At 53.2% G+C, this 18,707-nt stretch carries 18 protein-coding genes; 12 read left to right on the top strand and 6 right to left on the bottom strand.

The window, feature by feature from the left end; genetic code table 11:
• Nucleotides 1–123: 123 nt before the first annotated feature.
• Entirely contained in the window at nt 124–2,070 is a 1,947-nt protein-coding gene (locus tag MT962_RS17370) for a bifunctional diguanylate cyclase/phosphodiesterase (RefSeq protein ID WP_048888057.1), read from the bottom strand.
• Nucleotides 2,071–2,237: 167 nt separating this feature from the next.
• The gene (gene yecR, locus MT962_RS17365; protein WP_024555902.1) at nt 2,238–2,585 is read right to left on the bottom strand and encodes a YecR family lipoprotein; all 348 of its coding nucleotides are present in this window, start codon (nt 2,583–2,585) and stop codon (nt 2,238–2,240) included.
• A gap of 262 nt (nt 2,586–2,847) precedes the next feature.
• On the opposite strand from yecR, the gene MT962_RS17360 reads away from it, so the two are divergent.
• On the top strand, nt 2,848–4,095 hold the full coding sequence (locus MT962_RS17360; RefSeq protein ID WP_024561106.1) for a methyl-accepting chemotaxis protein: 1,248 nt from the start codon (nt 2,848–2,850) through the stop codon (nt 4,093–4,095).
• 154 nt (nt 4,096–4,249) lie between these two features.
• Nucleotides 4,250–4,888, top strand: coding sequence for an RpiB/LacA/LacB family sugar-phosphate isomerase (locus tag MT962_RS17355; RefSeq protein WP_024559482.1), 639 nt, complete (start codon nt 4,250–4,252; stop codon nt 4,886–4,888).
• Between the two features lie 39 nt (nt 4,889–4,927).
• Here MT962_RS17355 and MT962_RS17350 read toward each other — a convergent pair whose 3' ends face one another.
• A complete protein-coding gene (locus MT962_RS17350; RefSeq protein ID WP_247366124.1) occupies nt 4,928–6,349 on the bottom strand; it encodes an MFS transporter in 1,422 nt (473 codons plus the stop codon).
• A gap of 214 nt (nt 6,350–6,563) precedes the next feature.
• Between MT962_RS17350 and azuC the strand changes: the two genes are divergently transcribed.
• A complete protein-coding gene (gene azuC / locus MT962_RS17345) occupies nt 6,564–6,647 on the top strand; it encodes a stress response protein AzuC (protein WP_103676150.1) in 84 nt (27 codons plus the stop codon).
• Nucleotides 6,648–6,785: 138 nt separating this feature from the next.
• Nucleotides 6,786–7,034 carry a DUF2766 family protein gene (locus MT962_RS17340; protein ID WP_024559008.1) on the top strand — a complete coding sequence of 83 codons (249 nt, stop codon included), beginning with the start codon at nt 6,786–6,788 and terminating at the stop codon, nt 7,032–7,034.
• Nucleotides 7,035–7,079: 45 nt separating this feature from the next.
• Here MT962_RS17340 and MT962_RS17335 read toward each other — a convergent pair whose 3' ends face one another.
• Nucleotides 7,080–8,423, bottom strand: a complete 1,344-nt coding sequence (locus tag MT962_RS17335; RefSeq protein WP_024559009.1) for an anaerobic C4-dicarboxylate transporter — start codon at nt 8,421–8,423, stop codon at nt 7,080–7,082.
• A 199-nt stretch (nt 8,424–8,622) separates the two neighbouring features.
• Entirely contained in the window at nt 8,623–9,135 is a 513-nt protein-coding gene (locus MT962_RS17330; protein WP_247366123.1) for a non-heme ferritin-like protein, read from the bottom strand.
• A gap of 534 nt (nt 9,136–9,669) precedes the next feature.
• Here MT962_RS17330 and MT962_RS17325 point away from each other — a divergent pair.
• The 6 genes from MT962_RS17325 to otsA all read left to right on the top strand — a co-directional run bounded on the left by MT962_RS17325 (nt 9,670) and on the right by otsA (nt 16,388).
• On the top strand, nt 9,670–10,185 hold the full coding sequence (locus MT962_RS17325) for a cupin domain-containing protein (protein ID WP_024559011.1): 516 nt from the start codon (nt 9,670–9,672) through the stop codon (nt 10,183–10,185).
• A gap of 274 nt (nt 10,186–10,459) precedes the next feature.
• The gene (gene araF / locus MT962_RS17320; protein ID WP_024559012.1) at nt 10,460–11,449 is read left to right on the top strand and encodes an arabinose ABC transporter substrate-binding protein AraF; all 990 of its coding nucleotides are present in this window, start codon (nt 10,460–10,462) and stop codon (nt 11,447–11,449) included.
• 64 nt (nt 11,450–11,513) lie between these two features.
• The gene (araG, locus tag MT962_RS17315; protein WP_048888051.1) at nt 11,514–13,028 is read left to right on the top strand and encodes an L-arabinose ABC transporter ATP-binding protein AraG; all 1,515 of its coding nucleotides are present in this window, start codon (nt 11,514–11,516) and stop codon (nt 13,026–13,028) included.
• Between the two features lie 13 nt (nt 13,029–13,041).
• On the top strand, nt 13,042–14,022 hold the full coding sequence (araH, locus tag MT962_RS17310) for an arabinose ABC transporter permease AraH (RefSeq protein WP_024559014.1): 981 nt from the start codon (nt 13,042–13,044) through the stop codon (nt 14,020–14,022).
• A 160-nt stretch (nt 14,023–14,182) separates the two neighbouring features.
• Nucleotides 14,183–14,989, top strand: coding sequence for a trehalose-phosphatase (gene otsB / locus MT962_RS17305; protein ID WP_024559015.1), 807 nt, complete (start codon nt 14,183–14,185; stop codon nt 14,987–14,989).
• Nucleotides 14,964–16,388 (top strand): alpha,alpha-trehalose-phosphate synthase, encoded by a 1,425-nt coding sequence (gene otsA / locus MT962_RS17300; RefSeq protein WP_024559016.1) that lies wholly within the window; start codon nt 14,964–14,966, stop codon nt 16,386–16,388. The genes otsB and otsA overlap by 26 nt, the downstream gene beginning before the upstream one ends.
• Nucleotides 16,389–16,428: 40 nt before the next feature.
• On the opposite strand, the gene uspC is transcribed toward otsA, so the two are convergent.
• Nucleotides 16,429–16,851, bottom strand: a complete 423-nt coding sequence (uspC, locus tag MT962_RS17295) for a universal stress protein UspC (protein WP_024561100.1) — start codon at nt 16,849–16,851, stop codon at nt 16,429–16,431.
• Between the two features lie 805 nt (nt 16,852–17,656).
• Between uspC and flhD the strand changes: the two genes are divergently transcribed.
• On the top strand, nt 17,657–18,007 hold the full coding sequence (gene flhD, locus MT962_RS17290) for a flagellar transcriptional regulator FlhD (protein WP_024559018.1): 351 nt from the start codon (nt 17,657–17,659) through the stop codon (nt 18,005–18,007).
• On the top strand, nt 18,004–18,588 hold the full coding sequence (flhC, locus tag MT962_RS17285; RefSeq protein ID WP_175306425.1) for a flagellar transcriptional regulator FlhC: 585 nt from the start codon (nt 18,004–18,006) through the stop codon (nt 18,586–18,588). Before flhD ends, flhC begins: the two co-directional genes overlap by 4 nt.
• Nucleotides 18,589–18,707: the final 119 nt, after the last annotated feature.

The raw sequence follows: 18,707 nt of genomic DNA, 5'->3' as shown, positions 1-18,707 counted from the left end.
TAGAAATCAGACGCATTAAATTAATTAAAAGATACTTCTTGAAGTAATAAATATAAGGGGTGTCTGAATGAGCAGGTAAATAAGCCGCGAGAAAGGAACCGTTAATAGTGGCTTAATTAAAATTTACAGGCGAGTTGCGCAGGTGGCTTCGACTACTCTCGCCAGCATGGCGGCTTTTTCTAACGGTTGACTGAAATAATATCCCTGTAACAAAGGAACGCCGAAGTTGCGCAGCGTCTGCGCCTGCCTCGCCGTTTCTACGCCTTCGGCAATCACTTCATAGCCAAAGGTGCCTGACATGGTCAGCACCGCCTGCACCACAGCCAGACCTTTATCATCGATATTGTTGACGAAGGAGCGATCAATCTTCACAAAGTCGATGCGCATGTTTTGAATGACGGAAAGACTGGAATACCCCGTGCCAAAGTCGTCGATGGAAATCCGTACCCCTTTATCCTGCAGATAGCTGACTTTCGCGTAAATCTCCGTCTGGCTTTCGTGAAATAACGACTCCGTTACCTCAAGATGCAGACGCTCTGGTGCAATGGCATAGTGAGTTAACAACTGCTCAACCTTATCGATGAACGCGGCGTCCTGTAATTGAACGATAGAGACATTAACCGAAAGGGCAATCTCCTTTGCCGCGGGCGGCAGCTCAGCAAGCGTTTTACAGGCTTCCTCGATTATCCAGTATCCCAGCGGCACAATACTGCCACTTTTTTCTGCCACCGGAATAAACAGCGAAGGAGGAATAGCGTCATCGCCGCACTGCCAGCGTAATAGCGTCTCAAGGGAGACGATACGTCCGCTTTGCGCCTCGACAATAGGCTGATAAACCAGCCGCATCTCATTTTTCGCCAGCGCGCTTTTTAGCGCTTCCTGCAGATACACCTGGTTTAGCAGCTCTGTCTCAAGCTCGCGGTTATAAAATGCAACGCGCTGCGGCTGTTTCCCTTTCAGGGAGTACATAGCGATATCCGCAAGCTGAATCAGCCGGGTTATCGCTTCGCTATGACGTGGACAGATGGCGATGCCGATGGTGGCGCTAAGAAAAAGCTCCTGCCCGCGCAACGCCCAGGGTTGGCTGAAGCTCTCGTTCATCTCTTGCGCCAGGCGGGCAAGCTGCGCTCTGTCAGTCAGGGGAATACAAAAAATAAACTCATCGCCGCCCCAGCGGCAGAGCATCGCATTATTATCCCGGTTAAAGGTTTTCAGCCGGTCGCTGAACGCCAGCAGGATTTGATCGCCAGCGTCATGACCAAGCGTATCGTTGATGGCTTTAAAGCCATCAAGGTCGATAAAAAAGAGGCTGAAGCCGCTAATTTCGTTCTGCTTATAGCGCAGCGTCAACGCATTAGCGGCGCGCAGGAAAGCGACGCGGTTATGTAACCCTGTCAGCGAGTCGGTATGCGAAATCTCATAAATTTCCTGCGTACGGGTGCGAATCGTCTCTTCCATGCGCTCCAGCAGCTGGCTGTTTTTATACTTCAGCAGAATGGCGCTTTTAACATAGCGCGCGGCGCGGCCGGCAGAAAAAACCATAATGGCGGTAAAGCACAGCCCCAGCGCCCCAAGATTGTTTTTGTACTTTTCGCTGGCGCACAGCAGCTCCAGAGAAAAAGGCACCAGTACGATGATGGGATACAGCGTGCCGATAAGCGCGTTGCCGGAAAGAATGCTGGTCGCGCCGCCTGCCATAGCAGAGAGGATAACCATCGAAGAGGTGAACTCCTCACTACTGAATCCACCGCTAAAGAACAGACACCAGCCGCTCCATAATAAGGCGGTCAGCAGGCAGCCTGTGCTGAAGCGCCAGTAAAAATGGTTTTGTTTTCGCTCAAAGCTGTTAGCCCGATACCAGAGGAGGGTGTCAACCAAACGAACGGCCAATAGCAGGCAGATAGTTGCCCACCAGATGAGCTTGCCCGTGCGGTTCTCATGGCCGAGAAAAGTAAAGACCAGGCTAGTGGCGACAATAAAAGTAATCAAAATACCGGGCAGCGCGTTGCTGTATAGCAGCTTGATGCCTTCCGCGCGATACAGTCTTTGTTTGTCCCGTTTATCTCTCATACAACGACAACAGTTTCCGTTTTTTTATCTGACGCTGAAAAGAAGGCGAAGCAAAGCGGCGCGGGGAGTGAATCATGGGCGCAGGAAAGGCGTCAGAAGGATCATGGTCAATAGATTATTCGTTACGCATATTGATATGCGCCAGCCTTACGAGCTGGCGCAGACGCTTACCAACCCGCATTTTGCGGCACGGCAAAACCGCGGCACTGGTATTCCAGTATCACTGATTCGTTCAGACATTGCGTTCCGCTGATAACAGAGCAGGTTTTTATCGGCTGGCCATAGTTTTCCGCCGTGGCGAAGCCCCACTCCTGACACTGACGCGTGGCGGTACCCTGAGCGAGATAAGGGTCTGCTTTTGCGTTAAACAAAGCGGGGTCGTTAAAGCCCAGGCGCACCATGCCAGTGAGCTTGTTGCCGCCCACAACTTCGGGGTTTTTCGTTATGGTACAGCCAGCCAGCAGCAGGGCTGCGAGAAGTATCACGTTGCGCATGTCGGTTCCCGGAGTGTTCATTCAGCCCCATCATGGCATAAGCCGAACCAATGCAATCGCCCGAAAAGCCCACAGATCATAGCGTTGCCCTGGCGATATTATTATTACCTCACTAAGTTTAGCGGTACTTAATTTTTATGTTCAATCACTTAAGTTTCTCCAGGAGATGCCGAAAATAGCGATACGGCACGTTTCTATTCGTACGCAAGAATCACGAATGAAGCAGGAAGGGTGTCGTCATGCCTCGCATAAGGACGGCATATCTACACACCGAGAAAACACTATGAATTTCATTCGTAATATCAAAATCCGTGCAATGGTGGTCATGATACTTTGTTTTTCCGCCCTCGCCTGGATTGGCGTTTCCGGATTAACGCTCTGGTTTTTGCATAATCTGGAAGAGAGCCTGACGCTTACCGGGGAGCAAAAATCATGGATAGACGGCGCCCAGACGCTGCTGATGACCTCCGTTTTAGCCAGTATCGTTATCACGGTCTTTACCGAACGTTACCTCTATTTCTGCCTGGTTAAACCGGTGGATGTTATCCGTGAGCATCTGCATGTGCTGGCGCAGGGGGATCTCTCTGCGCCGCTGCGCGATCTTGGCCGCAACTGTATCGGGATGATGGTGCCGCACATCAAAACCATGCAGGGGAACTGGGAAAAAACCGTCTCGGACATTCGCAACAGCGCTGATACGATTCGCTCCCACGCCGGCGACGTCACAGGCGTCAACAATGAGCTATCGAGCCGTTCTGAACAGCAGGCCGCCGCGCTTGAGCAGACCAGCGCCAGCATGGAGCAGCTCAGCAGCACCGTTAAACTCAATGCTGATAACGCCAGTCATGCCAGCCAGCTTGCGCAAAACGCCACGCAAACCGCCATTGAAGGCGGGCAATCTGTTGATCAGGTCATGAAGACGATGTCGGTCATCAGTAGCAGTTCACACAAAATCGTCGATATCACTACCGTGATAAACAGCATCGCTTTCCAGACAAATATTCTGGCGCTGAACGCGGCGGTTGAAGCGGCGCGCGCGGGCGAGCAGGGGCGCGGTTTCGCCGTTGTGGCAAGCGAGGTGCGCAATCTCGCAAGCCGCAGCGCCCAGGCGGCGAAAGAGATTGAAACCTTGCTTAACGAGTCAGTCAGCAACATCAATACCGGCTCGGATCAGGTAAAAAAAGCGGGCGAAGCGATGAGCAAAATTCTTCGCGCCGTGCAGCAGGTCAATGACATCATGGGCGAGATCGCCAGCGCGTCCGGCGAACAGAGCAAAGGTATCAGCCAGGTGGGCATTGCTGTGAAAGAGATGGATAGCGTTACCCAGCAGAATGTGCATCTGGTTCAGCAGTCCGTACTTTCTTCGGCGGATCTGGAGAAGCAGGCTGTACGCCTTAACGAAGTTTTAGCGCTGTTCCGCATCGCTCAGTCTGCGCAGACAAAAGCCGTACCGACTGTTGTTAAAACCGCTTCGGTCACCCCATCCATACGCTCCCCGCTAGCCGCAGAGGAAAACTGGGAAACATTCTGACGCCGTTTGATGGGCGAAAAGCAAAACTGTGAGGCCCACGCACTTTTATAAAACATTTTTTCATTTAATTTGAAAGTGCGTTTGGTGAATAGTATGTTTACCTCATGGTTTGCTATTCGTGGCGGGGAAACCCGCGTACCCTCAGGAGGAAAGAATGAAAATTGCACTGATGATGGAAAACAGTCAGGCGGCGAAAAACGCCATCATCTACAAAGAACTCAAGGCGGTTGCGGATGAGAAAGACTATCCGGTTTTCAACGTCGGCATGAGCGATGAGCAGGATCATCACCTGACCTATATCCATCTGGGGATCATGGCGAGCATTCTGCTGAACGCAAAAGCGGTGGATTTCGTTATCACCGGCTGCGGCACCGGCCAGGGCGCGCTGATGTCCCTGAACATTCATCCGGGCGTGGTGTGCGGCTACTGTATCGATCCGGCGGACGCTTTCTTGTTCGCGCAGATCAACAACGGCAACGCGCTGGCGCTGCCTTTCGCAAAAGGCTTCGGCTGGGGCGCGGAGCTGAACGTGCGATTTATCTTCGAAAAAGCGTTCACCGGTCGTAAAGGCGAGGGTTATCCGCCGGAGCGTAAAGAGCCGCAGGTACGCAACGCGGGCATCCTTAACCAGGTGAAAGCCGCCGTCGTGAAAGAGAACTATCTGGATACCCTGCGCGCTATCGACCGCGAGCTGGTAAAAACGGCAGTTTCTGGCGAGCGTTTCCAGAAATGCTTCTTTGAGAACTGCCAGAACAAAGAGATTGAAGCTTTCGTACGCGAAGTACTGGGCTGATTTTTATCACACGAAAACCAGCGCCCGGGCGCTGGTTTTTTATGAACGTTTTTCAGAAACCGCCGCTCCGGCCTGACGCGCCAGACGCAGCGTATCGATTAATCCCACCAGACAAATCAGCGCAATCCAGACAAACGCCAGACGAAAACTCACACCCGGCAGGCTTTCCAGCGAAAACCAGCGGCTCATCAGTTCACCAAGCCGGATGCCAATCGCCCCAAGCGTAATGCCAAGCCCGACCGCCAGTTGCGTGGCGGTGCTGAACAGCGTATTGGCGTAGCTCATCTGTTGCGAAGGCACATCGGCGAAGGCGAGGGTGCTGACTCCCGTAAACTGAATAGAGCGAAAAACGCCGCCCAGATAAAGAATGACCAGTATCAGCCAGAGGGGCGTTTGCGGCGTCAGGAACGCGCAGGCGAGCAACGCCGCCACGTTCAGCAGGCCGTTTATCAGCAGCAATTTCTTAAACCCCAGCGTGCGGATAAGCGGCGTAGTGGCTGGTTTTATCATGAGGTTACCGGCAAACACCGCCAGCACCAGCAAGCCCGAGTGAAACGCATCCATGCCGAAGCCCACCTGGAACAGCAGCGGTAATAAGAAGGGCACAGCGCTGATGGAGGCGCGGAACAGCGAGCCGCCAAACATCGTTACGCGAAAGGTTTGCACCCGCATCGCGTCAAGACGAATCAAAGGATAGCGTGCGCGCTGAAAATGACGCAGCGCAAACCACAGCGCGCCGCCGCCAGCGACCAGCAACGCGCCAGCAAGCGTGAGATCCGGCTGTTCTGTGCCAAGGAGCTCCATCATGTAGACCAGCGCAACCATCGCCACGGCAGTCGCGATAAAGCCTTGCGTATCGAAAGGTCGACGCTCCTCTTCGCGAATATCTGGAATAATGCGTAACGCAAGCCACATCGCCAGCAGTCCAGGCGGCAGGTTGATAAAGAAGATCCAGCGCCAGGTGGCGTAGCTGGTGATAAAGCCGCCCAGCGGCGGGCCGATAATCGGGGCGACCAGCGCGGGCCAGGTAAGGGTGGCGATAGCGCCTATCAGCTGATGTTTGGGCGTAGTGCGCAGCACCGCTAATCGCCCGACAGGCACCATCAGCGCGCCGCCCACGCCCTGCAAAATACGCATGGCGACAAAAACTTCCAGGCTTTCAGCGAGGCCGCAAAGCACCGAAGCGAGAGTAAAAATACCCAGCGCAATCGTAAACACCACGCGGGCGCCGAAGCGGTCCGCTATCCAGCCGCTGGCGGGGATCAGCACGGCAAGCGTAAGCAGGTAAGCGCTGATGCCAATATTGAGATCTACCGCCTGCACGCCAAAGGTGCGGGCCATCTCCGGCAGCGCTGTGGCGATAACGGTGCCGTCGAGAAACTCCATAAAAAAGGCGCCTGCCACCAGCAGGGCCGCAGGTGAAAGACCGCGGCTTGTCGTCGCGCCTGCGCTACCACTCATCGCTACCGTCCCGTTTAAAAAAAATGAGTAAATTTACACCTGGCAGTTTAAAAGGTAACCGATGGATTTATTTATGTTTTTTTAACAAATATGCGCAAAACGTTAACTTTATTGGTGTGATATTCATCACAAACCTGTTGATTTTTGTGATGGTGGTCATATTATTAGCCCATCGCAACACGTTATCTGCATAAAAACAAATTCGGAGCACATCATGAAATTCCGTAAAATCCTGAAAAGCATGTTCGAAAACTACTGCAAGACTTTCAAAGACGTACCGCCAGGCGCTATGTTCTGATAAAAAAAACCTGCTTCGGCAGGTTTTTTTGTGCTTTCACTTTATCTCTCCTTTTCCGTTTCGACTACCTCCGCGTTTTACTACCGTTTTTCCCGAGGTGCCGCTACTATGGCCGCCACGAAACGTAAGGAGTGAGAAATGTCGAAAGTTTTTACCGCCGAAGAAGAGCTGCAATCTGACATCGTAGCGTGCCAGCTGGTTATCAAGCAGATCCTGGATGTCATTGACGTGATTGCGCCGGTTGAAGTGCGTGAGAAGATGGCGAACCAGCTTAAGGCTATCGATTTTACCGGTCATCCTGCCGCCGATGCGGTTACGCTGCGCGCGGTACAAAAAGCGGTGGCGTTGATTGAGCTGAAATTCACCCCACAAAACGAAGCGCATTAATAAAACGGCCTCCTGTGAGGCCGTTTTGCTATCTCTTCACGGTAATTAAAAGAAAAGCTGTACCAGCATGTAGCTGGCTGCGCAGGCGCAGCTTACGCCAATCAGTCCCGGCAGAATAAAGCTGTGGTTGAGAATGAATTTGCCGATGCGCGTGGTGCCGGAACGGTCAAAGCCGATACAGGCGAGGTCGCTTGGGTAGGTTGGTAAAATAAAGTAGCCGTAAGAGGCAGGGAAGAAGGCCACCAGCATTTTGGGCTCCACGCCCAGCATCAGCCCCATGGGGGCGACGGCCGTCAGCGCCGCCGCCTGGCTGTTCACCAGCTTCGACACCAAAAAAAGCACCAGCGCATATGTCCACGGATGGCTTTGCACTACGCCTTCCAGCGCCAGTTTCAGCCCTTCCAGGTGCGCCTGAAAAAAGGTGTCGCTCATCCAGGCGACGCCAAACACCGAGAAAATCGCCACCATGCCCGCTTTAAATACTGCGCCGCTGGAGATAGTGGCGGCATTCACTTTACACACCACCAACATGACCGCGCCGGCAATCAACATCATCATCTGAATCACAAGGTTCATGGAAAGCGGCTTCAGCGCGCCTTTGATTTCAAATGCCGGGCGCAGCGCGGGCAGCGCGCCGAGCAGCACAACCACCAGGATGCCGGTAAAAAAGATCCAGGTTGACCAGTAGGCTTCGCGAGGGAAGCGCTGGTTCATCAGCGTCTCGCTGGCGCCGTAAATATAGTCGCGCTGTTTGGGATCGCGAATACGGGCCTGGAAAGCGTCGTCGTCCGCCAGGTCTTTACCCCGGCGCAGGCTCCAGAGCGCGGCGATCAGCACGCCAAACAGCGAGGCAGGCACCGAAACCGCGAGAATTTCCAGAATCCCCCATGCCTGACCTACGCCATGCCGGGCGCCGATAATGGAGACCAGCGACACCACGGCCACCGAAACAGGAGAGGCGGTAATCGCCATCTGCGAGGCAATCGAGGCCACCGCCATCGGCCGCTCCGGGCGGATGTTCTTTTTCAGCGCAATGTCCGCGATGATGGGAAACATGGTGTAAACGACGTGACCGGTGCCGCACAAAAACGTCAGCGACCAGGTGGTGAAAGGGGCGAGCAGGGTAATGTGCTGCGGGTGGCGGCGCAGCAGTTTTTCGGCAAACTGCATCATCACGTTCAGCCCGCCTGCGGTTTGCAGCGTGGCGGCGCAGCCGATGACCGCAAGGATGGTGAGCATCACGTCCACCGGCGGCTTGCCGGGCTCAAGGCCAAAAACAAAGGTCAGGATAAAAAGACCGACGCCGCTGATTAAACCGAGCCCCATGCCGCCAAAACGCGTACCCACTAACAGACAAAGAATAATGACTATAAATTCAATGGTTATCATAACTGTCCCTGGCTAATAAAATAAAAACAACACAAATCATCACACATTGTGTGGTTAATCATTGGGAGCCAGATCAGAAATGTTAAGCGCGCTTCGTTTGTTAATAGTTACAACATACTATCAGGTGGAAATTCATAGCTTAGCGCCGCAGGCGAGCAAAAGCCCGAGCTAAGCCGGGCCAGGGAGGGGTGGGGCAATATTAAACAGAAGAGTGATGTTCGTAATTTACCAGGTTGAGAAAGCCTCGATCGGTATCTGCCAGCGGCACGCCTTCGCGCGAGGCGGCGCGAACCTCTTCCAGCAGCGCCTGTAAAAACTGTCTGTTCTCAGCATGACTGGCGGCCAGCGACTCCAGCACGCGGCATGTGGCGTCGTCGTGACAATCTTTTGCCAGAAGCGTGAGATCAGAAAGGCTTGCGCTCCGTTGTTTAAGATCCTCAAGGGTACGCAGGAACAGTTCTTCCAGCGAACGGCAGTCGCAGGCGGAAACGGGAGTTGCGCCAATGATCGGGTCGGCGCCTTCCTGCTTCATATAGTCGAATAGCGACATCATCTGCGTGACATTATTTTTCGCCTGGTTGCGCAGAAACGTCGCGGCGCCATTGAAATTATGTTCCGTACACCAGTCACTAAGTCGAAGATAAAGGTGAGAGGCGTTAAACTCGCGATTTACCTGCGCATTGAGTTTTTGAAAAATTTCACGGGTCGGCATAAAAACATCCTTATTCAGCGAGTGAATGTCGTGTTTGTTGGCGCCGCCGGGCAAGCACGTTTAGCGTTGCACTTAATAAAATATTTAATCTCAGTAAGTTAGCGCTTTCGCCTGGCTTTTTTACTTCTCTCTTCTGCCGTGCTGGCGCCAGGGTCACTATCAGAATACGTCGCGACCTTAATAGCGCACCTTTTCGGGGGTCTTCTTTTTACAACTGCTTACACTTACTCTTTTTGCGTGTATTGGCTGTACTAACAAATAAATGAAGGAGGGTTTTATTGATATAGGCGCTAACGGAGCAAGCCGGCGTTTAGGGTAGGCCTCTCTGACAGGATAGCGACGACGTTGTCTGTGTTGATGCGCTGGTGAAGGCTTCTCTGCGTCAGGGGCTTTGGACTTTACGCGGCCCCTTGCTGCCCGCCTGCTGGAAGACGCGCCCGTACGTGAGCATGCCGGGCCTATCTGTCAGGCCTGGTAAACGCTCATCCCCGCGCCGCTGGCTATACTTTTAGTTTTAAGCGAGCTGGGGGCTCTATGAACCATTACGAAACGCTTTATTTAACGCAACCCAGCGGCGGCGTGCCTAATAATCCGCTGCCGCTTTTGCTTTATCGCCAGGTTATGCCGCAGGACGCACGAGACAGCGCCGCCTGGTTCGAAGCTGTTTTCGACAAGAACGACTGGCCGCCGCGCTGGCGCTATCCTGTTTTTACCTATACCCATTTTCACACCAACACGCATGAAGTACTGGGTATTTACGCCGGCGAAGCGGATATTCAACTCGGCGGTGAAACCGGCCCGGTGGTGCACCTGAAAAGAGGCGATGCGGTACTCATTCCGGCGGGCGTCGGCCATAAGCAAATTCGCGCCAGCGATGATTTTATGGCGGTTGGCGCTTATCCCCCTCATCTCTCCCCCGATAAGTACCTCGACCAACCGGAACAGCTGCAGGAAACGTTAAAAAATGTCGCCCAGGTCGCCATTGCGCACAGCGATCCGCTTTTCGGCAGCGCAGGCGGTTTGCTCGAAGCGTGGAACCGCCAGGACTGAGCAACTGGGGATATGGATTTTCCTGCCGCTCCCTTTATCATTCATCATACATATGAGCTCAGAATTATGCCTTAAATTGCTGAATCTATGCACACTCTGACTGTAATTCTGCGGTGTGATTTTGCTCTCCTATGGAGGATTGATTTCCTTATTAAACTATCTCCAGCAACAGCCTCTGCCGGGAAGGCGAGGCTAATGCCTTGTTTTATGTCCGATTAAAAGAACCGTACAGGTTTTTACCCTGCATAAAAGAAAGCTAAAGCTGGAGTCAACCATGCACAAATTTACTAAAGCGCTGGCAGCGCTCGGTCTGGCTGCCGTTATGTCACAATCCGCTATCGCAGAAACCATGAAGCTGGGTTTTCTGGTTAAACAGCCGGAGGAGCCCTGGTTCCAGACCGAGTGGAAATTTGCTGATAAGGCCGGGAAAGATTTGGGTTTTGAAGTGATCAAAATCGCCGTGCCGGACGGCGAAAAGACCCTTAACGCTATCGACAGTCTGGCGGCAAGCGGCGCCAAAGGCTTTGTTATCTGTACGCCAGACCCGAAACTGGGCTCGGCGATTGTGGCCAAAGCGCGCGGCTACGACATGAAAGTCATTGCGGTTGACGATCAGTTCGTTAACGCCAAAGGCAAGCCGATGGAAACCGTTCCGTTGGTGATGATGGCGGCGGCCAAAATCGGCGAGCGCCAGGGCCAGGAGCTTTATAAAGAGATGCAAAAACGCGGCTGGGATGTAAAAGAGTCCGCCGTTATGGCCATCACTGCAAACGAACTTGATACCGCCCGCCGCCGCACCACCGGCTCGATGGACGCGCTGAAGGCCGCTGGCTTCCCGGAAAAACAGATCTATCAGGTACCGACCAAATCCAACGATATTCCTGGCGCGTTTGACGCCGCCAACTCGCTGCTTGTTCAGCATCCTGAAGTGAAACACTGGCTGGTTGTCGGCATGAACGACAACACGGTGCTGGGCGGCGTACGCGCCACTGAAGGGCAGGGCTTTAAAGCGCCGGATGTTATCGGCATCGGCATCAACGGCGTCGATGCGGTAAGCGAGCTTTCCAAAGCGCAGGCCACCGGCTTTTATGGCTCGCTGCTGCCAAGCCCGGACGTGCATGGCTATAAATCCAGCGAAATGCTCTACAACTGGGTGACGAAAGGGGCCGAGCCGCCGAAGTTCACTGAAGTTACCGACGTGGTGCTTATCACCCGCGACAACTTCAAAGATGAACTGGCGAAAAAAGGGCTGGGCGGCAAGTAATGGTCTGGTTTACAACTCACGGGCGCGCAATGCGCCCGCTTCCGGAGTCGATTGTGGAGGCGTTATGCAACAGGCAGCACCGTATCTCTCATTTCGTGGCATAGGAAAATCCTTTCCGGGCGTGAAGGCGCTTTCCGACATTAGCTTTGATTGTCACGCCGGCCAGGTCCACGCCCTGATGGGGGAAAATGGCGCCGGTAAATCCACATTGCTGAAGATCCTGAGCGGCAATTACACCCCAACCACAGGCAGCATCGCCATTCAGGGCAACGAAGTGGCTTTTAATGACACCACCGCAGCGCTGAACGCCGGGGTCGCCATTATTTACCAGGAGTTGCATCTGGTGCCGGAAATGTCTGTCGCTGAGAACATTTATCTCGGCCAGATCCCGCATAAAGGCGGCATTGTTAACCGTTCGCTGCTGAATTACGAAGCAAAACTCCAGCTTGAGCATCTCGGGCTGAATATCGACCCGCAGACGCCGTTGAAGTACCTCTCCATCGGCCAGTGGCAGATGGTGGAAATCGCCAAGGCGCTGGCGCGCAACGCCAAGATTATCGCCTTCGACGAGCCCACCAGTTCGCTCTCGGCGCGGGAGATCGAAAACCTGTTCCGGGTGATTCGCGAGTTAAGAAAGGAAGGGCGCGTCATTCTTTATGTCTCGCACCGCATGGAAGAGATCTTCGCGCTGAGCGACGCCATCACCGTGTTTAAAGATGGGCGCTATGTCTGCACCTTCAGCGATATGCAGCAGGTTAACCACGACAGCCTGGTGCAGGCGATGGTCGGGCGCAACCTCGGCGATATCTACGGCTGGAAACCGCGTCCTTACGGTGAAGAGCGGTTGCGTCTGAATGAAGTGAAAGCGCCCGGCGTGCGGATGCCGGTCAGCCTCAGCGTAAAAAGCGGGGAGATCGTCGGGTTGTTTGGTCTGGTGGGCGCAGGGCGCAGCGAGCTGATGAAAGGGCTTTTTGGCGGCACGCGCATCACTGGCGGACAGGTGTTGATAGACGGCAAGCCGGTGGCTATCCGTGAACCCGGCGACGCTATCCGCGCCGGCATGATGCTCTGTCCGGAAGATCGTAAAGCCGACGGTATTATTCCGGTGCACTCGGTGCAGGACAACATCAACATCAGCGCGCGGCGCAAGCATATCAGCGCGGGTTGTCTTATCAATAATCAGTGGGAAGCCAACAACGCCCAGCACCATATCCGCTCGCTCAATATTAAAACTCCGACCGCCGAGCAGCTCATCATGAATCTTTCCGGCGGCAACCAGCAGAAAGCCATTCTTGGCCGCTGGCTTTCGGAAGAGATGAAAGTGATTTTGCTCGACGAGCCGACGCGCGGCATTGACGTCGGCGCGAAGCATGAAATTTACAACGTGATTTACGCGCTTGCCGCGCAGGGGGTGGCGGTGCTTTTCGCCTCCAGCGATCTGCCGGAAGTGCTTGGCGTCGCCGACCGCATCGTGGTGATGCGCGAAGGGGAAATCGCCGGAGAACTGTTGCATGACCAGGCCAGCGAACAGCAGGCATTGAGTCTCGCTATGCCCAAAGTCAGCCAGGCGGTTGCCTGAGAGAGGAGTGAACATGTCTTCATTAACATCATCCGGCGCAACCAAATCGCCGTTTAGCGTCGGCCGTATCTGGGATCAGTACGGCATGCTGGTGGTTTTCGCGGTGTTGTTTATCGCCTGCGCCATCTTCGTTCCCAATTTCGCCACCTTCATTAATATGAAAGGGCTGGGCCTCGCCATCTCAATGTCCGGCATGGTGGCCTGCGGCATGCTTTTCTGCCTTGCCTCTGGCGACTTTGACCTGTCCGTCGCATCGGTTATCGCCTGCGCGGGCGTTACCACGGCGGTGGTCATCAACATGACTGAAAGCCTGTGGATTGGTGTTTTCGCAGGGCTAATGCTTGGCGTGGCGAGCGGCCTGGTGAACGGGTTTGTGATTGCGAAGCTAAAAATCAACGCGCTTATCACCACGCTCGCCACCATGCAGATAGTCCGCGGCCTGGCCTATATCATCTCCGACGGTAAAGCAGTCGGGATTGAAGACGAGAGCTTCTTCACCCTGGGCTACGCTAACTGGCTCGGGCTGCCCGCGCCAATCTGGCTGACGGTCGCCTGTCTGGTGCTGTTTGGCTTCTTGCTCAATAAAACCACCTTTGGCCGCAATACGCTGGCGATTGGCGGCAACGAAGAGGCGGCGCGTCTCGCGGGCGTACCGGTCGTGCGCACCAAGATAATCATCTTTGTGCTCTCCGGTCTGGTCTCCGCAGCGGCGGGGATTATTCTCGCCTCGCGTATGACCAGCGGCCAGCCGATGACCTCTATCGGTTATGAGCTTATCGTCATCTCGGCATGCGTTCTTGGCGGCGTTTCGCTCAAAGGCGGCATAGGAAAAATCTCGTATGTGGTGGCGGGGATATTAATTCTCGGCACCGTAGAAAACGCCATGAACCTGCTGAACATCTCCCCCTTCGCACAGTACGTGGTGCGCGGCCTCATCCTTCTCGCGGCGGTGATTTTCGACCGCTACAAACAGAAAGCAAAGCGCACGGTTTAACCGTTTTTTGACTGATATTCGTCCACTTCGCCAGCCCTTTACGGCTGGCGAAGCTGTTGTCGAATGGCGACACTCGTCACACTGTCTATACTTACATGGCTAACGAACAACCCTGGATAACCGAAGCGGTTATCTATTAAACCTGTAAGGAGGAAATTGGGTGGCTGAAGTACTCTCTACACCGCCGCTGCTTTCCGGGGATCTTGCCTTCTTTTTTGACCTGGACGGCACACTGGCGGAAATCAAACCGCATCCGGATCAAGTCTCCATTCCCTCTGACGTGCGCAACCTGCTGCAAAAACTTTCGGGCATGAATAACGGGGCGCTGGCATTGGTCTCAGGACGTTCGATGGTTGAGCTCGACAAGCTCGCCACACCGTTCCAGTTCCCGCTCGCCGGGGTACACGGAGCGGAACGTCGTGATATCAATGGAAATAACCATGTCGTGGCCCTGCCGGAAGAGTTGGTGACCTCGCTGCATTTGCGACTAGAACAGGCGCTGGCGAAAATGCCGGGTACCGAGCTTGAGCCAAAAGGCATGGCTTTTGCGCTGCACTACCGTCAGGCGCCGGAATATGAGCAACAGGTGTTGCAGCTTGCCCAGTCGCTGGCGCAGCAGCATGAAGAGCTGGCGCTGCAGCCGGGCAAATGTGTGGTAGAGCTGAAACCAAAGGGCATTAATAAAGGCGCGGCCGTAGCGGCGTTTTTAAAAGAAGCGCCGTTTGCAGGCCGCACGCCGGTATTTGTTGGCGATGACCTGACGGATGAGGCTGGCTTTCATACTGTAAACGCCGTAAACGGCGTATCCATTAAGGTCGGGCAGGGCGAGACGCAGGCGAAGTGGCGTCTGGCCAGTGTACAAGAGGTGCACGCCTGGCTTGAAGAACTCGTACAACACTTAGAACAAGAAAAAAAGCATTTTACTGAAAGGAGAGAAGGCTATGAGTCGCTTAGTCGTAGTATCTAATCGTATCGCCCCGCCTGATGACAAAAAGAGCAGCGCCGGGGGCCTCGCGGTAGGGATACTGGGGGCGCTGAAAGCCGCAGGCGGTCTCTGGTTTGGCTGGAGCGGAGAGATTGGCAATGAAGACGCGCCGCTAAAGAAAGTTACTCGCGATAATATTACCTGGGCTTCCTTCAACCTTAGCGAAGAAGACCATGAGCAATATTACAACCAATTCTCCAATGCCGTTCTCTGGCCCGCTTTCCACTATCGTCTGGACCTGGTTAACTTTCAGCGTGATGCCTGGGAAGGCTATCAGCGCGTTAACAGCCTGCTGGCTGACAAGCTGAAACCGTTAGTAAAAGAGGACGACATCCTCTGGATCCATGATTACCATCTGCTGCCGTTCGCAGCCGAACTGCGTAAGCGCGGCATTAATAACCGCATCGGTTTCTTCCTGCATATTCCTTTCCCGACGCCGGAAATTTTTAACGCGCTGCCGCCGCATAAAGAGCTGCTGGAACAGCTGTGCGATTATGACCTGCTGGGCTTCCAGACGGAAAACGACCGCGTAGCGTTTTTAGACAGCCTCGCTACCCAGACGCGCCTTACCGCACATGGCAAACATGCGCATTCAGCCTATGGCAAAACGTTCCGCACGGAAGTTTACCCCATCGGCATTGAACCGGATGAGATTGCCGAACAGGCCGCAGGACCGCTGCCGCCGAAGCTTGAGCAGCTCAAAAAAGAGCTTGGCAGCATCAAAAACATCTTCTCAGTGGAGCGTCTGGATTATTCCAAAGGCCTGCCGGAGCGTTTCCAGGCGTTTGAAGCGCTGCTTGAAAAATTCCCGCAGCACCACGGCAAAATTCGCTACACGCAAATCGCGCCGACGTCGCGCGGTGATGTGCAGGCTTATCAGGACATTCGCCATCTGCTGGAAACCGAAGCGGGCCGCATTAACGGCAAATATGGCCAGCTTGGCTGGACGCCGCTTTACTATCTCAACCAGCATTTTGACCGCAAGCTGCTGATGAAAGTCTTCCGCTATGCGGATGTCGGCCTGGTCACTCCGTTGCGCGATGGGATGAACCTGGTCGCCAAAGAGTATGTGGCGGCGCAGGACCCGAAAAATCCGGGCGTGCTGGTGCTTTCCCGCTTTGCAGGCGCGGCAAACGAGCTGACCTCCGCGCTGCTGGTAAACCCCTACGATCGTGACGAAGTCGCGGCGGCGCTTGACCGGGCGCTAACGATGCCGCTGGCTGAGCGTATCGCGCGTCACAGTGAAATGCTGGAGATTGTGCAAAAAAATGACATCAATCACTGGCAGGAGAGTTTTATCGCCGACCTAAAGCAAGTGACGCCACGCAGCGACGAAAGCCAGCTGCAAAGTAAAGTGGCGACCTTCCCGAAACTGGCGTAAACCGAAAATCGCCTGCCTGTTCCATTCAGGCAGGCGATTTTTACTTGAGCGGCACTAATAAGACATCCACTTTGCTGGCGGCGACAACCGTTTTTGCTGAGCAAAGGGCTTTCCCGAAAAAGGTTTGGTTATGATTACCGCATATAACCAGGTCAATATTCTCTTTGCGACAAATATCCAGAATATGATCGCTTAATTCTCCGGTGGCAATGTGCGAACCCGCGATAGGGTATTTCGCGCGAATCTTTATTTCCTCTAAAAAAGCCCTCGTCTCTTCTAAAACTAATTCCCGCAAATTTTCCAGCATAGGGGCGGCGAATTGATTATAAAGTTCCGGGTCTGCGGCGAGCGTAAGCAATGTGATACGCCCCTGATAAGGCTGAACCAGCGAAACGGCCTTTTCAACCAGCAGATGACTTTCCGGCGTCACCGCAACCGCAACAAGAACATGGGCATAGCTCATGTTTATCTCCTTTTAAACAAGATGATAAAGCCACTCTTCGCTCTTACGCCTGATAAAACCCTTGCGCAAGCGTTACGTTTGAAAGAAGCGTGATAGGTCTCATAAAAAAACTTTAAATATTCTTATGTATGGAATATGCAGGAGGTAAATATGTTAATGAAAAGTAACAATGATGACTATTTTATCGCAAAATTTTGACAGTTTAGCGGCAGTAAAGTCATCAAAAAGCCTTTTTTTATGTTACAAGTAACTCCAGGCTAACTCATTGAAAATGATTAACTTATATTTAGAAGCTTAACAGAAGAGTCATGTTTCTAACATAGAACCATTGCAGGTTAGATGGTTGTAAAATAATTGCTGTCAGCAAGTATTACAGGCGTCACTATCTAAAACTTCATTGCATTAATATTCGACTTAGGAAGCTTATTATGAGCTGACTTTGGTTAAATTTTGTCCAATTAAACACTGTCACTTATGCTTTCGTGTGATTTATAGATTGAAATTATGTGACGTACATCACATAATTCCTAAAATCTCGGCGCGACCACATTGTATGTGTTAGGGGTGACGAGTACAGTTTGCGCGAATTAGGAAAAATCTTAGGAATTTGTAAGCAAGTCTTAACCGCGTAAGGAAACGCTACAGGGAAGCAATAATTTAAACCGGCATAGTTAACCGGTCAGCACAGCGTACCACCCATTATTTTTTACCATTACGGTTTTATTTTTTACCGGATCTTATCCGGCGACATCACGGGGTGCGGCAACGCCGCATTTAATAAAATTGGTTATTCGGGATGGGAAAAATGCACGCATCCGAGTTGCTAAAACATATTTATGATATCAATCTGTCATATTTGTTACTGGCGCAAAGGCTGATCAGTCAGGATAAGGCTTCGGCTATGTTTCGCTTAGGTATTAACGAACAGATGGCCAACACGCTTGTTGAATTGACGCTGCCGCAAATGGTGAAGCTGGCTGAAACTAACCAACTGGTTTGTCAGTTCCGCTTTAACGATCATCAAACAATCACTCGTCTGACGCAGGAGTCCCGCGTTGACGATCTGCAGCAGATCCACACCGGTATTCTGCTCTCCACGCGACTGCTCAATGAAGTCGCCAGCGCTGATGATGCACCGAAGAAGAAAAGGGCATAATCATGAGCGAGAAAAGCATTGTTCAGGAAGCTCGTGATATTCAGCTGGCTATGGAGTTGATTACGCTTGGCGCGCGTTTGCAAATGCTCGAAAGCGAAACCCAGCTCAGCCGTGGCCGCCTGATTAAACTTTACAAAGAGCTGAGAGGCAGCCCGCCGCCGAAAGGCATGCTGCCATTTTCCACCGACTGGTTTATGACCTGGGAACAGAATATCCACGCGTCGATGTTCTGCAACGCCTGGCAATACCTGCTGCGCACTGGGCTGTGCAGCGGCGTGGATGCGGTAATTAAAGCCTACCGCTTATACCTTGAACAGTGCCCGCAGCAGGAAGAGGGACCGCTGCTTGCCTTAACCCGCGCCTGGACGCTGGTGCGCTTTGTTGAAAGCGGCATGCTGGAATTGTCCCGTTGTAACTGCTGCGGCGGCAACTTTATCACCCATGCGCACCAGCCGGTTGGCAGCTTTGCGTGCAGCCTGTGCCAGCCGCCATCCCGCGCGGTAAAAAGACGTAAACTTTCCCGGGAAGCTGCCGATATTATTCCACAACTGCTGGATGAACAGGTCGATCAGGCCGTCTAACCGGTTCGGTGTGGAAACTCACTCCAGCAGCGGCGATTTCGCCGCTGCTTTTTTATATCCCCCGATCCGCTAAACGCTCCCTTCTATCTGCGCATCCTCACTTTGGTCAACAGCAGAAG

This window comes from Franconibacter sp. IITDAS19 (assembly GCF_023079515.1).
Classification (GTDB): domain Bacteria; phylum Pseudomonadota; class Gammaproteobacteria; order Enterobacterales; family Enterobacteriaceae; genus Franconibacter; species Franconibacter pulveris.
The sequence above is the reverse complement of the archived record's forward strand: the minus strand, read 5'-3'. Positions and strand labels throughout refer to the sequence as shown.